The organism is Flavobacterium soyae (genome assembly GCF_045348165.1).
Lineage (GTDB): Bacteria > Bacteroidota > Bacteroidia > Flavobacteriales > Flavobacteriaceae > Flavobacterium > Flavobacterium soyae.
In genome coordinates, this window is sequence record NZ_CP150845.1 from 2,665,944 (window position 1) to 2,682,706 (window position 16,763).

15 protein-coding genes are annotated in these 16,763 nt (G+C 32.5%); 1 reads left to right on the forward strand and 14 read right to left on the reverse strand.

All coding sequences use genetic code 11. The annotated features are described in order from the left end of the window. Positions 1–13: 13 nt before the first annotated feature. From AABD74_RS11410 to AABD74_RS11475, 14 genes are all read right to left on the reverse strand, one after another. Positions 14–1,507 (reverse strand): S41 family peptidase, encoded by a 1,494-nt coding sequence (locus AABD74_RS11410; protein WP_406845607.1) that lies wholly within the window; start codon positions 1,505–1,507, stop codon positions 14–16. A gap of 35 nt (positions 1,508–1,542) precedes the next feature. Beyond that, a complete protein-coding gene (locus AABD74_RS11415; RefSeq protein ID WP_406845608.1) occupies positions 1,543–2,127 on the reverse strand; it encodes an NUDIX domain-containing protein in 585 nt (194 codons plus the stop codon). A gap of 54 nt (positions 2,128–2,181) precedes the next feature. Further along, on the reverse strand, positions 2,182–3,453 hold the full coding sequence (locus AABD74_RS11420; RefSeq protein WP_232681256.1) for an adenylosuccinate synthase: 1,272 nt from the start codon (positions 3,451–3,453) through the stop codon (positions 2,182–2,184). A 93-nt stretch (positions 3,454–3,546) separates the two neighbouring features. Then, positions 3,547–4,011 carry a Fur family transcriptional regulator gene (locus tag AABD74_RS11425; protein WP_053471018.1) on the reverse strand — a complete coding sequence of 155 codons (465 nt, stop codon included), beginning with the start codon at positions 4,009–4,011 and terminating at the stop codon, positions 3,547–3,549. A 184-nt stretch (positions 4,012–4,195) separates the two neighbouring features. Next, entirely contained in the window at positions 4,196–4,738 is a 543-nt protein-coding gene (locus AABD74_RS11430) for a hypothetical protein (protein ID WP_232681257.1), read from the reverse strand. Positions 4,739–4,824: 86 nt separating this feature from the next. Beyond that, complete coding sequence (locus AABD74_RS11435; protein ID WP_232681258.1) at positions 4,825–7,047, reverse strand: bifunctional (p)ppGpp synthetase/guanosine-3',5'-bis(diphosphate) 3'-pyrophosphohydrolase; 2,223 nt, start codon at positions 7,045–7,047, stop codon at positions 4,825–4,827. A gap of 338 nt (positions 7,048–7,385) precedes the next feature. Further along, the gene (locus AABD74_RS11440; protein ID WP_406845609.1) at positions 7,386–8,174 is read right to left on the reverse strand and encodes a TrmH family RNA methyltransferase; all 789 of its coding nucleotides are present in this window, start codon (positions 8,172–8,174) and stop codon (positions 7,386–7,388) included. Positions 8,175–8,367: 193 nt separating this feature from the next. Beyond that, positions 8,368–9,453 carry a phosphoglyceromutase gene (locus AABD74_RS11445; RefSeq protein WP_406845610.1) on the reverse strand — a complete coding sequence of 362 codons (1,086 nt, stop codon included), beginning with the start codon at positions 9,451–9,453 and terminating at the stop codon, positions 8,368–8,370. Between the two features lie 120 nt (positions 9,454–9,573). Beyond that, positions 9,574–10,356 (reverse strand): hypothetical protein, encoded by a 783-nt coding sequence (locus AABD74_RS11450; RefSeq protein ID WP_232681264.1) that lies wholly within the window; start codon positions 10,354–10,356, stop codon positions 9,574–9,576. A gap of 37 nt (positions 10,357–10,393) precedes the next feature. After that, entirely contained in the window at positions 10,394–11,725 is a 1,332-nt protein-coding gene (locus AABD74_RS11455) for a DUF58 domain-containing protein (protein WP_406845611.1), read from the reverse strand. 133 nt (positions 11,726–11,858) lie between these two features. Next, positions 11,859–12,872 (reverse strand): AAA family ATPase, encoded by a 1,014-nt coding sequence (locus AABD74_RS11460; RefSeq protein ID WP_406845612.1) that lies wholly within the window; start codon positions 12,870–12,872, stop codon positions 11,859–11,861. Between the two features lie 99 nt (positions 12,873–12,971). Then, positions 12,972–14,177 carry a DUF4350 domain-containing protein gene (locus AABD74_RS11465; protein WP_406845613.1) on the reverse strand — a complete coding sequence of 402 codons (1,206 nt, stop codon included), beginning with the start codon at positions 14,175–14,177 and terminating at the stop codon, positions 12,972–12,974. Beyond that, a complete protein-coding gene (locus tag AABD74_RS11470; protein WP_406845614.1) occupies positions 14,177–14,944 on the reverse strand; it encodes a DUF4129 domain-containing protein in 768 nt (255 codons plus the stop codon). The genes AABD74_RS11465 and AABD74_RS11470 overlap by 1 nt, the downstream gene beginning before the upstream one ends. 11 nt (positions 14,945–14,955) lie before the next feature. Beyond that, positions 14,956–15,936, reverse strand: coding sequence for a stage II sporulation protein M (locus tag AABD74_RS11475; RefSeq protein WP_232681270.1), 981 nt, complete (start codon positions 15,934–15,936; stop codon positions 14,956–14,958). 20 nt (positions 15,937–15,956) lie between these two features. Here AABD74_RS11475 and AABD74_RS11480 point away from each other — a divergent pair, with 20 nt between their 5' ends. Further along, positions 15,957–16,700, forward strand: coding sequence for an RDD family protein (locus AABD74_RS11480; RefSeq protein WP_406842942.1), 744 nt, complete (start codon positions 15,957–15,959; stop codon positions 16,698–16,700). The last annotated feature ends 63 nt before the right edge of the window (positions 16,701–16,763 follow it).

A 16,763-nucleotide genomic window follows, 5' to 3' on the forward strand; every position in this document is an offset into this window, starting at 1 on the left:
AAAATTGTAAAGATTATTTCTGCTCAATTAATTTCAAAGTATATTCAAACTGCGTATCCTTATTTCGCAAAAAATCATCTAAAGTTTGCCTAACTTCATGATCGGGAATAATTCCTCTTCCAAAAATCTGACTGGCTTTTTTAGGCACGTCCTGCTCTAAATTTACAATCGAAAATTGTGTTTTTATTTTTGTGTTTGGTAACTCATATTCGATAGGAGTGTGGCCGTTGTGTCCGAAATAACCACCCATTGTTTCTTCGCCAATAACAACAGCATTTGTGTTTCCTGCTGCTAAAGAGGTAAATAATGATCCTGCAGAAGCAATTCTCGGGCTTATTAATAGATAAATCTGCCCTTTAAAATTGTTTTTATCAGGTTGTAATAAAAGATTGAATTTTTCGTCCTGAATATATTTACCGTTTTCTAATTTCGGAAACTCGTCTTTTATTTCATCTTCAAAATCTTTTTTTTCTTCCTGTTGTTTTTGAAGTTCATTTTCTTCATAAACAAGATATTCCGGAAATGGAATCTCCTGAAAATTGACATAAGCAAGAGCATTTTCCCTAAATGGTTTTTGCGCTAAATATGAAAAAGTTATTATATCATTTGGATCAGTTCCTCCGCCATTATTTCTAACATCAACGATTAGATTTTTTATTTGTAAATTATCAGAAAGATATTGAAAACAGCTGTCCACATATTTTTTATAAGCCAAATGCTCTTTGTCTTTTGCATTTCTGCCAATTGCAAATGTATTAATGGCAAGTAAACTTGTATTGGGTGAAATAACTTTAAAAGAATATTTACCTTTTATTTTTCCGTATTGTAAGCTGTCAATAGGAAGTGAGTGGCGGTTTTTGAAATTCTCTTTTCGAATTTCATTAGAAACTGCTGCAACAGTTTTTTTTAATTTTTGAGACTTATTGGGAAGGGAGTATTCAACTAAAAAAAACTTTTGAGGTCCATACTCCATTTCGAAATATTTAGCAAACGAACTTCCAATACCAATCGATTTTCCGGTGATGTTATAACCGTCGGTTGTGTAATATTTAGAAAACGCATCTAATATTTGATTGATAGCAATTCTGTTAATTGAATGAATCTGGGAACCTAACGGAATTTCAGTATTCTGAAAATTAATAACTAGTTTATTTTCAATCAATTTTACAGGATAAGGAAAAAAAACATTTCCTGATGAATATTTATTTTGAAAATCATCAGGAAGTGTTGTGCCATTATGAAGGCTGCCTTCGAAATCGGTAATTTTTAAAATAATCTTATAAAAATCCAGCAGTGTTTTGGGCTGTTTTATCTGTGAAAACGCCCAAGAATAAATGCTGTCAATTTGCTGTTTTGTCCGGTATTTATAAAGCCCGGAATTAGCTTTTTCTCTAATATCTTTAAAAATAATAAGATCTTGTTTTAGTTTTTCAATCGGCAGTTTTACATTTTGCGCGATTAGAAGAAACGGAAAAAACAGAAAAAAGAATATTTTAGATTTGAGCATTTTAAAGTTTTTAGAACCTAAAAATACTCAAAAAACTATATCAAACCTTTAATTTTTACATGCTGCAGCAACAAAATTGTTTTAGCATCAGTAATTTCACCAGATTCGATCATGGCATAAGCTTCATCAAAAGTATATTCCAGGACTTCAATATTTTCCTGTTCAGCATCCAGTCCGCCGCCTTCACTTACTTTCATGCTTTCGTCATATTCTCCAACAAAAAGATACAAGATTTCTGTTACAGCACCAGGGGACATATAAGTTTCTACTACTTTTTGTACTTTCTTTATTCGATATCCGGTTTCTTCTTCGGTTTCACGAATAATTGCCTGTTCAGGATTATCCTGATCTAAAAGTCCGGCACAGACTTCAATCATCATTCCTGTTTTATTTCCGTTAAGGAAAGTAGGTAAACGAAACTGACGCGTTAAAATAACGGTCTTTTTATCTGAATTATATAGTAAGATTCCGGCACCGTTTCCGCGATCATAAACTTCTCGGGTATGAATTTGTGCTTCTTCTTTCTCTTTTTTATAACTAAAAGAAACTCGGTTTAAAATATACCAATTGTCTGATAATAACTTGGTTTCTGTAATTTCAATTTCTGGATTTTTTCTCATTTCGAAAATAGTTTCATAAAAAAAACGCCCTGATTATCAGAGCGTTTAAGTGTATTATATTGTTATTGTCTGCTTTCTGTCTGGCCCAACCGATACAATTTTGATTGGCACTTCGATTTCTTTTTCAATAAATTCAATATATTCTTTTAGCTCAATTGGTAATTGATCGTAAGTTGTCAATCCCGTTAAGTCAGCTTTCCAGCCTTTGAATTCCTGATAAACCGGAGTAACATTTTCTGGCTCAATGTTATAAGGAAAGTGAGCAATGTTTTGTCCTTTATAGTTGTATTCTGTACAAACTTTTAAAGTATCAAAACCAGAAAGAACATCGCCTTTCATCATCATTAACTGTGTAACTCCATTGACCTGAACAGCATATTTTAAAGCTACAAGGTCTAACCATCCGCAGCGTCTTTGTCTTCCTGTTACAGATCCAAATTCGTTACCAACTCTTGCCATTGTTGCACCAACTTCGTCAAAAAGTTCTGTTGGGAAAGGTCCGCTTCCAACACGAGTAACATAAGCTTTAAAAATTCCGTAAACTTCTTTGATTTTGTTAGGAGCAATTCCTAAACCAGTACAAGCTCCGGCAGCAGTAGTATTTGATGAAGTTACAAAAGGATAAGTTCCAAAATCAACATCCAATAATGAACCCTGAGCCCCTTCGCACAGAATAGATTTGCCTGCTTTTTGAGCCTGGTGGATATATTCTTCACTGTCAATAAAATCTAATTTTTTTAATTCTTCGACAGCTTCAAAAAACTCTTTCTCAAGTTCAGCTAAATTGTATTGAATCGCAACATCGTAGAAAGCAATCATAGCTTCGTGCTTGTCAGCCAATGCTCTGTAACGCTCGTTAAAATCTTCAAGTTCGATATCACCTACACGTAAACCGTTTCTACCCGTTTTGTCCATATAAGTTGGGCCAATTCCTTTAAGAGTAGAACCAATTTTTGCTTTTCCTTTTGAAGTTTCAGAAGCCGCATCAAGCAAACGGTGCGTTGGTAAAATTAAATGTGCTTTTCTTGAAATGATTAATTTCTTTTTGATATCAAGGTTGAATTTCTCTAAACCTTCAATTTCTTTTTGAAAAACTACAGGATCAATTACAACACCATTTCCGATAATATTTATTGAATCTTTATGGAAAATTCCAGAAGGAATAGTTCTAAGTACGTGTTTAATTCCGTCAAATTCTAATGTATGTCCTGCATTTGGTCCTCCTTGAAAACGTGCAATTATATCATAATTTGAGGTAAGAACGTCAACAATCTTTCCTTTACCTTCATCTCCCCATTGTAATCCTAGTAATAAATCTACGGTCATTCTGTTTTTAATTTGCGTTAGGACAATCAAAACTTGCCCTACTGATTATGTAGTTAATTTTCTTTTTTTTTATTTTTTGAAAAAGTCTTTATTTTAAGACTGTGAGCTCTGCTTTTTGTTTCCGTAGAAATAAAGCGAGTGATTTGTGATTTCAATATCAAATATCTCTTCGATAGTTTTTTTGATGGTTTGAATTCTTGGATCGCAAAATTCAATTACCTCACCAGAATCTGTCATAATGATGTGATCATGCTGTTTATCAAAATATGATTTTTCGTAGTAAGCCTGATTTTGTCCAAATTGATGTTTTCTAACCAAAGCGCAGTCTAACAATAACTCGATCGTGTTGTAAAGCGTAGCCCTGCTCACACGGTAGTTTTTGTTTTTCATTTTGATGTATAGATTTTCTATGTCAAAATGCTCCTCGCTATCGTAAATTTCCTGAAGTATAGCATAACGCTCAGGAGTTTTGCGATGCCCTTTTTGTTCAAGATACATTGTAAAAACATTTTTTACAATTTCTTGATTCTTAGTGTTGTCAGTTGAAATAAGTGTCATATCCTGCAAAGATAATTTTTTATTTTTAATGAATAAAAGTTTCGGGTTTAAAGTTTAACGTTTAAACTGGAATTTGATAGGGGGCAATGCACCAATTTTAGGCTTTTACGCTATTATACTTTACAAAGTTCAATAGAACTTAATTAACATAATTATTTTAATTTAGGATAAAAATAACAGATTTTCAGCTCGTTTTTGACATATACATATACCAGTTCCATTCCCATGTTTTTCCCTGATCGTCAGACATGGCCTGACTCCACACCGGATTATTTTCATCACGGGCATCCCATCTAAATACCTGAATTACATTTCTGCCTTCATAAATATCCTTTGAGAAAAAATGTCCAATTTTATCTTCAAAAGAGCCTACAACGGGTTTGTCTAATGTTCCTGAATTGGAATCGGCCCAGTAAATGCTCCACAATTTTGTTTTCGGATTAAATAATCTAACGGTCATTCCTTCAAAAGGTTCACCATCAAAAGTGGCAAGAAAATTATCAATATTACCAATCCCGTTTAAAATTTTATACATTTCCTGAGTCGATGGAAATTCAATCCATTCTGTGCAACTGGCAAATCTTGTTTTTAATTTTTTGTTACGAATAACTGATTTTCCCTGAAAGAAATCGAAATCATCTTTTGAGGAAGATTTAGAAGCGACAATTAAAAGTTCTCCATTTTCATCAAAAATAACTTCGGGAATTTCTAAGGAATTTGCGTTCATAAAAAAATATTTATATCAATAGTTTAAGTAAAATAGTCACGATGTTGTATTTCTTTTGACTTTAAGACTTTAAACTTTTGACTTATTTAGGTTCTATATTCTCTGGTAACTTTATCAACGCCGTCAATTTTTTTAATGGCATTAATCATTTTTTTCAAAATGGTATTGTTTTGAACAATTACAGCAATTTGACCGTGAAAAATTCCGGCATCAGTACTCAAAGAAATACTCTGAATATTAACGCTCATATTGTTTGAAATTACACGGGTTAATTGATTTGTAAGTCCTAAAACGTCCATTCCGGTAATATTGATAATGGCTTTAAACTCTTCCTGAGAAGAATCTATCCATTTGGCACTCATGATTCTGTATGCGTAGTTTGACTGCATTCCAATTGCGTTTGGACAATCTTTTTTATGCACTTTAATTCCTTCGTTTATCGTTACAAAACCAAAAACATCGTCACCCGGAATTGGATTGCAGCATTGCGAAAGTTTATAATCCAGTTTATCATGCTCCGTTCCAAAAACCAGCATGTCGTAATTACTGCTAATGACTGGTTTATGAATATCTTCGGCAGCGGTATTGTCTTTATTTCTTTTAATTTTATTTTTAAAGAAATTGATAAACGTATTTCCTTTTTGTGCTGCGTAATCTTTTAACTGCTGGTTTTCTATAGCGCCAATTCCAACGCGATAAAATAAATCTAAACTGGTTTTTAATTTAAAAAAGTTAACCAACTCATTTGTAACTTGCTCGTTAAGCGTAATTTTTAAATGTTTAAGTTTTCGGGTAAGTAATTCTTTTCCTTCCTCGCCAATTTTTTTCGTGTTCTCGTTAAGAACATTTTTGATTTTATTTTTTGCTCTTGAAGTGGTTACGTATTCCAGCCAGTTTACCGTAGGTTTTTGGTTTGCCGATGTAATAACTTCAACCTGATCGCCGCTTTTTAATTCATGGTTTAAAGGCACAAGACGTCCGTTTACGCGGGTTCCTCTTGTTTTAATTCCAATTTCTGAGTGAATGCTGAAAGCAAAATCGAGCGAAGTTGCCCCTTTTGGCAATGATTTTATTTCTCCTTTTGGGGTAAATATGAAAATTTCTTTTGAGTACAAATTCATTTTGAAATCTTCTACAAAATCTACCGCATTTGTCTCCGGATTTTCTAAAGCTTCGCGAAGTAAATTCAGCCAGACATCTAAGCCGCTTTCTTCGCTTGCGCCATTTTTATATTTGTAATGTGCCGCATAACCTTTTTCGGCAATTTCATCCATACGTTCGCTTCGAACCTGAACTTCGACCCAGCGTCCTTTGGGTCCCATAACCGTAATGTGAAGTGCTTCATAACCAGTTGATTTTGGAGATGAAATCCAGTCACGCAAACGGCTCGGGCTTGGTCTGTAGTGATCGGTTACGATGGAATATATTTTCCAGGCGATGAATTTTTCATCATGCGGATCTGATTTATAAACAATTCTAAGCGCAAATTTGTCGTACACTTCATCAAAACTTACGTTTTGCGCACGCATTTTACGGCGGATCGAATAAATAGATTTCGGACGGCCTTTTATAATATAATCTATATTTTCAGCATCAAGAGATTTCTTCAAAACATCCGAAATATCTTTGATATAAGCATCCTGTTCTTCTTTAGTTTCTCTAATTTTGCTTACAATATCTTCGTATACAGCAGGTTCTGTGTACTTTAATCCTAAATCTTCTAATTTGGTTTTGATATTGTAAAGTCCCAAACGATGGGCTAGAGGAGCGTAAATATAAAGCGTTTCCGAAGCAATTTTTGTCTGTTTATATTCTGCCATCGAATCCATGGTCTGCATGTTGTGAAGACGATCGGCTAATTTTATCAAAATTACACGTACGTCATCGTTCAAAGTCAGAATCATTTTGCGGAAATTTTCCGCCTGCATGGATGCATTTAAGTCTTTTTGGACTAATGAAATCTTAGTTAAACCTTCAACAAGCTGCGCTACTTTTGGGTTAAATAAACGCTCAATATCTTCAACAGTTATAGGAGTATCTTCGACAACATCGTGTAATAAAGCCGCGGCAATAGAGGTCGCTCCCAGACCAATTTCTGAGGCAACAATTTTTGCAACTGCAATAGGATGAAAGATATACGCTTCACCAGATTTGCGTCTTTGTTCTTTATGGGCATCAACAGCAACATCAAAAGCTTTCCGAATTAATTTTTTGTCGGCAGGGCTTAAAGTCTGGTAACTAATTCGCAGTAATTCCTTGTATTCGTGTGCAATTGCTTTGTTTTCTTTTTCAATATCTATTTCTATCATAACGGCATAGTTCAAGTACTAAAAATAAGAATAAGTTAGAACATATACAAGGGAATGGATTGTTGATTTTAGAGTTAAGATTTTAGATTTTTGAGGGTGAAATTTTGAGATTTTTCGTCTCTGGAAAGGGCTTCGACTTCGCTCAGCCTGACAGCTTATTTAAAAATAAATTCCAATTTTTTATCCAGAAGCTTCGGGACCAAATCCCAATAAAAAAGAGCGCAGCGATTTTTTATAAATCTAAAATCTAAAATCTAAAATCTAAAATCTAAAATCTAAAATCTAAAATCTAAAATCTAAAATCTAAAATCTAAAATCTAAAATCTAAAATCTAAAATCTAAAACCCTCTTTGTCTTTTCGCTTCAAAAATTAAAATAGCGGCAGCGACCGAAACATTCATGCTGTCGATTTCGCCCTGCATTGGGATAATGATGTTTTGTGTTGCGGCTTCACGCCATTTTTGTGTTAGGCCTGTAGCTTCTGTACCCACAACCAAAGCGGTTGGAGTGGTGAAGTTTTGGGTATGATAGGAAGTTGAATTTTGTAAAGTAGCCGAATAAAAATTGATCTTTTTTTCTTTCAAAAATGCAATAATTTCTTCGGTTGTTCCAGTGGCGATTTGGTTGGTAAATAAACAGCCAACGCTGGAGCGCACAATATTCGGGTTGTATAAATCGCTTTTTGGGTCAGCAATTAAAACGGCATCAAGATTTGCGGCATCTGCGGTACGTAAAACGGCACCAACATTTCCGGGTTTTTCAAGAGATTCAGCCACTAAAATTAATGGATTATCAGATAATTTTAAATCAGATAATTTTAAGGATTTGGTTTTGGCTACAGCCAAAATACCTTCGGTTGTATCGCGATAAGCTAGTTTTTGGTAAACTTCTTTGTTGATTTCGATTAACTGAACTGATTGAGTAACTAGTTTGTTAATTTGACTTTCTGTAACTAAATCGGGTAAAAATAAAATGGTTTCAATTTCGTAACCGCCTTTTATGGCTAATGAAATTTCGCGTTGTCCTTCAATTAAAAATGTTCCGGTTTGTTTTCTGGCTTTTGCTTTTTCCTGTAATAAAGCAAGCGATTTTATAAACGGATTTTGAACTGAAGTTATTTGTTTCATTTTTTTGAGTCTCAAAGTTGCAAAGGCTCAAAGGTACAGAGTTTTTTTCTTCCTGCAAGGTTTTTAAAACCTTGTAGGTTTTGAATTGTTATGGTTTTTGCCACGAATTACACGAATTTTCACTAATTATAATTGAACATAATCAAAATAAATTCGTGAAAATTCGTGTAATTTGTGGCAAACAAGAACTCAGTTATTTCTCAAAGACTTCTTTAACTTCAGTTTCAATAGGATGATCTGTTGTGAAATTGTATCCCATGATTTTTGCAAAAGTCTGGGCGAATTGTTTTTGGTAGAATTGCGAATCTGTTTTGATTTCGCCTTTTGGGGCAATTTCTGGTCCCATTGCGGCGAACCAAATTTGCGATGCGCCAACAATATCAGCTCCGTGATCTGTCCATTGTGATTTTATTTTGTCACCGCGGCCGTGATCTACGGTAATAAAAATAGTCGTTTTGTTTTTGTACTGTGGATCATTTTGTACAAAATCCCAGATTTCTTTAATCCATTTATCTACCTGATTAACGGCGTCAAGATATGATCTGTAATGACCATGATGCGCCCATTCGTCAGTTTCGCCGTAAGAAATGTATAATACTTTTGGTTTCTTGTTTTTAAGTTCGTCCATTGCCTCATAATGCGTAAAAACATCAAGGCATTCATCTTCATGAAAAGGTTTAAACGAATTATTTCGCATTTCGTTTAATAATTTTTGAGAGGCTGTAGGTTTGTTTCCGCCCACATTATCAAAAGCAGAAATTACCGGAAAACCACTTCTTTCTTCATTTAAAATTCGGTCAAAAGCGTCCCACGCACCAAAAGCAGCAACTTTTCCTTTTAGTTTAGATTGTTTATTTAGGAATTCCAGAACATTTACGTTTGGATTGGGTTTGTAACCGTTAGAATTTATCTGAACATCAACATTTCCTGTCATGATTTCGCTATAACCAGGATAACTAAACCAATACGGATTTGATGCATCTACTTTACTTCCAAGATCACGATTTCCATAAATTTGTCCTTTTGAAGCAATTTCTGTCCAGAAAAAAGGCATGATTTTTTGGCGAGATGCTGCAAAATCTGAAGCGGAGTATCTTTTATAAATATAAGTACTGTCTCCCTGATTGAATTTTTTATCATTGGCAATCGCCGGGTCTAATCCTTTAAAAACTTCCTGCCATCTAAAACCGTCAGTAGTAATAATGATTATGTTTTCTGTTTTTTGTGCAGAAGATAAAAAGCTGATTAAAATGAATAGAATTTGGACTACTTTTTTCATGTTGGATTGAGTTGCAAGATTTAGAATAAATAAGTTCAAATTTAATTCGTTTTATGAAGAAGATAACTGATTGACATTTTCTTAACTGATTCTTAAAACTGAATGGGTAAGAGTTGTCTTTTATTGCTCAAATAGATGTTTGAATGAATTTTTTAATATTTCTAATAATTTAGAAGGTCTAAATTCTGTTAATTTTATTGTAGATAATACTCTGTCAAATGCGACAAATGTTACAAAGGACTGTAAAACAGCTTTGTCAATGTTTGGATTTTCATAAAAACTTGTGTTTTGAAGAGTCATCACATTTACAATTATTAAATAAATTAGATATAGAAAGAATATGATGAATTTAATATTACTTAAAGATATTATATAATCATTTAACTCTATAAGTTTGAAATGTTGAATTCTTTTTGATCCATTATGGAAGTATACTACCGTTTTGTCAACTACAAATTTTATTTGATTATGTAATAAAAAAGCAAAGATTACTCCAACTGTTAAAACTAGATAGATCCACGTTTCTAAATTAATAACAGTAATTTGATAATATTGGTCTAATCGATAAGCAATCATTGGAATTAAAAATGATAGTGCCAAATAAAGATACAAACTAATTTGTATACTTAGGACAGGAATTGCAATAGCCGTAAATAATGCTAAAATTGTAATAGGTAAATAAATTATTTGGGCAATTATATTAAGAATCCGAGATTGGAACCTTTTATTTATTTGAAAAATAATTATGCAAATTATTATGTACAGAGCTATTTTTAAAAATAAATTATCAATTTTAGAAGAATAATTGATAAGAAGAAGAAATAAGTATCCGAACCCAACAATTAAGACGTTTATTAAGATAATTATTAATGTTGAAAAAAAATCTTTTCCACTACCTTTCATAATATGATTGTCATTAGTTTAGAAATTTATTTTATTTCTACAAAATCCCTCTCGCTTTAATCTCCAAATACTTATTAATAGCATCTAAAGTTAAATTCTCAGGCTGCGTTAAAACCGAGTGGATTCCGTATTTCTTTAATTCGTTTGCGATAAGACGTTTTTCAAACATGAATTTTTCGGCAATTACTTTATCGTAAACTTCCTGAATGGTATCTGTTTTTTTATTGATGATAGCGTTTAGTTCCGTATTCTGAAAAAAGACAACAACCAATAAATGACTTTTTGCAATTCCTTTTAAATAGGGAAGCTGACGGTGTAAACCGTCCATTGTTTCAAAGTTTGTGTACAGAATAATCAAACTTCTTTGGTTGATGTTTTTCTTGATATCAACATATAATCGGCTGTAATCGCTTTCGAAAAAGTCGGTTTTGATGTTGTATAAAGTTTCAAGGATTTTTTGCATTTGCGAACCTCTTCTTTCTGCAAAAACTCTGTTCTCTACTTTTTTCGAAAAAGCAAAAATTCCTGCTTTATCCTGTTTTTTCAAAATTACATTTGATAAAACTAGCGTTGAATTTATCGCATAATCCAATAAACTTAAACCATCAAAAGGCATTTGCATAACGCGCCCTTTGTCAATTGCCAAATAAACAGACTGCGATTTTTCGTCCTGAAACTGATTCACCATCAGTGCATTTTTCTTTGCTGTGGCTTTCCAGTTTATAGTTCTAAGATCATCACCCTGAACATATTCTTTAATTTGTTCAAATTCCATGGTATGACCAATTCGGCGGATTTTTTTAATTCCGTATTGATATAAATTATTTGAAAATGCTATTAAATCGTATTTTCTCAATTGAATATATGACGGATAAGTTGGCACCATTTGATCTTTTGCAAAAGAAAATCTTCTTGAAATTAATCTTAAAGGTGAAGAAACATAAACATTTAAATAACCAAAATGATATTCGCCGCGTTCGGTTGGACGAAGATCGTATCCAATTTCTTTTTCTTCTGATGCTTTTATTCTTTTTGCAATTTTAAAATTACGAACCTGAAATTGAAACGGAATTTCATCAATTATCCTAACCAAAATTGGAAAGGTATAATGATTTTTTATTTGAATGTTTATTGGATTTAAATCTCCGTTTGAAAGCTTTTCCGGTGTAATTCTCTCGGCTTCAATTCCTGTTTTTGCCAGATACAATATTAAAATATCCAAACCTACAAAAGTGATCAAAACCAAAACAATAAACCAAACTGCATTGTATAAATTCGGAAAAATAAAAGCGCAGACAAATAATGCTATAATGCCCAAAAGCACATAGAAGAAGAAATTATTGAGATATAGACTTTTTATGAATTTCACTTTTTTTATAGTTTCAGGTTTCAAGTTTCAAGTTTTCCTGCAAGGTTTTTAAAACCTTGTAGGTATTTTTGACTTAGAATAAATTATACAATTAATACCTACGAGGTTTTGAAAACCTCGTAGGAACAGAGAATTATCTGGGAATCTCTACGGTTTCAATAATTTGTTTGATAATTTCAGAACTTGTAATTCCTTCCATTTCGCGTTCTGGCGCAACGATTACACGGTGCTGTAAAACAGGAATTGCAGCTTCTTTAATATCTTCCGGAGTAACAAAATCACGTCCGCGAATGGCAGCGAAACCTTTTGAAGCATTCAAAATAGCAATCGATGCACGAGGCGAAGCTCCTAAATATAAAAAGGCATTTTCGCGTGTGTTTACTACGATTCTTGCGATATATTCTAATAAGTTTTGCTCAACTCTAATCTGTTTAACTAAAGCTTGATATTGATTTATTTCTGCAGAAGAAAGAAGCGTTTGAATAGCTTCTAATTTTCCGTGATCCTGCAATAAATGCTCTCTCTGAATAATCAGGATTTCTTCATTTAATTTTGGATAATCGATTGTGATTTTGAATAAGAAACGGTCTAATTGCGCTTCTGGTAAACGGTAAGTTCCTTCCTGCTCAATTGGGTTTTGCGTTGCAATTACCAAAAACGGAGTTTCTAATTTATATCCGGAACCGTCAATTGTAATCTGGCGTTCTTCCATAACTTCAAAAAGAGCGGCTTGTGTTTTTGCCGGCGCACGGTTGATCTCATCAATTAAAATTAAATTAGAGAAGATTGGCCCTTTTTTGAATTCAAATTCTGAACTTTTTAAATTGAAAATAGAAGTTCCTAAAATATCAGATGGCATTAAATCTGGTGTAAACTGAATTCGGCTAAAACCAATATTTAATGTTTTTGCCAATAATTTTGCTGTAATTGTTTTTGCAACTCCCGGAACACCTTCTAATAAAACGTGCCCGTTTGATAAAATAGCAACCAAAAGCTGGTCAACCATTTTATGCTGTCCCACAATTACGGTTTCAATTTCTTTTTTAATGGAGTTTACATGCTCTAAAAGCGGTGCTAAATTTATTCGGGTTTCAAAATTCACATTTTCATTTGTGATTTCTGTTTCTGGTGTATTAATATCGTCCATGTTTGGTGTGTTTTTTTAGTTCGTTTATTTTGTTTTTTTGCCACAGATTTAAAGGATTAAAATGATTTTAGAAAAGCTTTTTAAATCTTGACAAATATTTTAATGTATAATTTTTTCGATTGCATTATTAATTCGGATTAAATCCTGTTCAATGCTGTCATGATAACTATTTCGGTGTTCGTTAATTAAAAATACTAGTTCCTGAATATCTTTTTCGTTTTTACCAGTTTTATGATGCAGTTTTTTAACAAACTCGTCATCCAGTTTTGTGGTGTCGATTAAATATTCGGTTCTGATTCTTTCTAAGAAATAAATGATTTTTTTATCAATTATATTTTTATGATCGCCTTCCTGATAGTACAAATTACCAATTGTTTTGGTAAAATCGATTGTCAAATTAGACAGGGGCTGTAAAATAGGAACAATTCGCTGTTTTCTTTTGGCATTAAATATCATAAAAATCAACATGCCAATCAGGAATAAATACCAAGCCCATGCTAAGGCCGGCTGACTTAAAATATATCGAAGCGGTGACCCGGAAATATTTTCATCTGTCTGCAATTTTGTGTACCAAAAAACATCTCCTTTTGGGATATACGAAAGCACATTTTCAGCATATTGATAGCGATCCTTTTTGAGCATATTATAATTTGTAAAAGCAACAGGATGCATGTGCAGAAAGAAATTTCCGTTTTTATAAGGGATTTTTATAAAATTGATATTTTTCTTCTTTTTCGGATTTCCCTGATAACCTAAAACAATTGTGTTTAGCGTATCAATCTTAGAGAAATAATCAGCAATATCACCAGTTGATTTGTATGCTTTTCGGCTCAGTTTTTTATTAGCCATCCAAACAAAAGCACTATCTGTTGGACGGAAATTTGAAGTATACTCAAACTTTAAACTGTCTAATAAAGGTTTGGGAAAATTTGCCATACTTAAAAAGGCATTATTTCCGTGTGAAACGAAATACATAATCTCCTTCATTGACTGATCGTCAATATTGTTTTGTACAGAAATATTAACAAAAGTCCCTTTTGCAGAATAAGTCTCTACTAATGAATCTTCATCGTATTTTGAATCTAAAAATTCATAAGGTGTTACAGCCGAAATTCTTTGAATTTTTTGCTTCTTAAAAATCCCGCCAATTTCTTTATCAAAAACATATAACCCAAAAGGGATTTTGTCATTAACAGAGTAAGTTGGACGCCAGTCAATAGGTTTTGGTTTGTCGTAATCTGAAACCAGAATTAAGATAAAAATAAAAACCAGAACAGAAATGTATATTTTGATACTTTTATTCATTAACTAAAGGTTTTTATTGCATTCTTAAATCTATTTTGTGCTTTGTTGAAAGTGTTTTCATCAATTTCAAATTCGCCATACCAAATATAATTGTACAAATATGACAAGTATGTAAACTCTTCTCTATGAGCAGGTCTTTGAAGCTCGTATAAATAATCTGAATTTGTTTTTTCGATATCCCATTCGATATAATTATTCTGAGCCATTATTTTTAAAAGCCAAAGATAATAGTATCGAATTGCAGCACGTTTTTCGCCAGATTCTAGACTTTCTTTTATTAATTTTTCGAAATCAAGAAGGTGAATGTTTTTTTCGATATCAGAATAATAAACAGTTCTTTTATTAGAGTTTTTGCCAAAAATCCATTGTCCTTCTTTATTGATAATTGCTTTAACGATTAGATAAATCATCAAAATAACTCCTAACGTCAAAATAATCCTGATTAAAATACCCACAAAGTTCAAAGAAGCTTCGGTTGTACTAAACGAAAACAGGCTTCTAAAAATACTGGCAAGCCAGTCTTTAAAACGGTCCCAAAGACCTTTTTCTGGAGCTTTATGTTCGTAAACAAAATCTGGATCGGTATATTTTTTCTGGTAATTTTTTGAAAAAGTCTTGCTTTCAATTGAGTCTGAATCAATTTGAATATCTTTTTCAGTGTATTTTATCGAAGCAATTTTTGGAGGATCTTCCGTCATCAAAGAATCCTGCGCATTCGAAATACTGCAGAAAAGGAAAAAAGATAAAATAAATAAAATTTTATTCATTACTGGTTTAATTAATTCGGTTTGGCTGATAATTTATGTACTTTTTTGTAAACAATAGCAGGATAAACCAAGTAATAAAATGAAATTATTCCTAAAGTAAATAATATAATAAAACAGCTTAACCAATTAGGCATATCGATAGAATATCTCGTAATAAATCCTTCAAGAAAACCTGCACCAATGGTAAAAGGAAAAGTACTTAAAAATATTTTAAAACTGTTTTTAAAACCAATTTTAAAAGAATTAATTCTTGAATAGGTTTTAGGAAACAGGATGGAAGCACCTAAAATAAACCCGGCGGCAGATTCAATTACAATGGCAAAAATTTCCATAGAACCATGAATCCAGATTCCGCGGACACTTTTCCAGAAAACATTTTGCTCGTAAAAGAAATATTGAAAAGAACCCAGCATTAATGAATTTTGAAGAAAAACATAAAACGTTCCAATTCCTGCAAAAATTCCATACATATAACATCTTGCGCCAACATAAAGATTGTTCATCGTAATGCCAATGAAACTTCCCCAGTTCGACCCAGATTCGTAAACAGCTACAGGATTTCCTTTCTTGATATTTTCTAAAGTCATATTGACATAATCGTCGCCTAATATCAATCGAACAAAATTTGGATCGTAGCGTGCAGAAACTACCCCCATTGCAACGGTGGCAAAAAAGAGGATAAAAGCGTATAAAAGATACCTTTTGTATTCAAAAAGCAAAAGCGGCACTTCTATTTTAAAAAATTCTACAATCCTGTTTTTTTCCGTTCGCTTCGTTTTATAAATCTTTTGATAAATCTGTGACGCTAAATGATTTAAATAGATAACTGTCTTACTTTTAGGGTAATAAGTTTGCGCATAGGAAAGATCATTCATTAATTGAATGTACAAATTAGCTAATTCGTCAGGATTTTTCTTAGCTTTACCGAAAATAGCTAGCTCAAATTCCAGCCATTTTTCTTTATTTTGTTTTATAAAGGCAACTTCTCTCATTGAGGGCTAAAATATAAAATATGTCAGAATTATCTATTAACACAACACAAAATGTTAAAATAAATTTTGTCGCCGCCTCTGTAGGTGAGCGATTAGGTGCTTATTTCATTGATGCAGGCATTAAACTTTCGTATATATTTTTGATTATTTGGGTGTTTTTTTACTGGATGGACATCGATAGCTTAATGACAAATTTAGATACCTGGTCAAGAGGGGCCATATTTCTGGTGTTATTTTTCCCGCTGATTATTTACTCTATAACTTTAGAAAGTATTTTTGAAGGACAGTCCTTTGGGAAAAAACTAGTTAAAATTAAAGTTGTAAAAATAGACGGTTATCAAGCAAGTTTTGGCGATTACCTTATTCGCTGGTTTTTTAGAATTATTGATTTTAGTTTATTCAACGGAATCATTGGTTTAATTGCAGTGGCTTCGAGTAAAAAATCACAGCGATTAGGGGATATGGCAGCCGGAACAGCTGTAATTACTTTAAAAAACAAAATTAATATCAGCCATACAATCCTTGAAGATATTGGCGAAGCTTATGTACCGACTTATCCTTTAGTAATTAAATTATCTGATAATGATATGAGAATTATTAAGGAAACATACCAAAGTGCGCTGGCTAAAAATGATCACGAAATTATCTACAAACTGGTTGCAAAAATCGAAAGCGTTACCGGAATCAAAAATCAATCAGGAAATAACAGTGATTTTATTAGGGTAATTTTAAAAGATTACAATTTTTATACACAGCATATGTAATGAATTGCTTAGAGTTAATTCATTGTATTTCTTAGTATTAATTATCCATAAATTTTATAAATT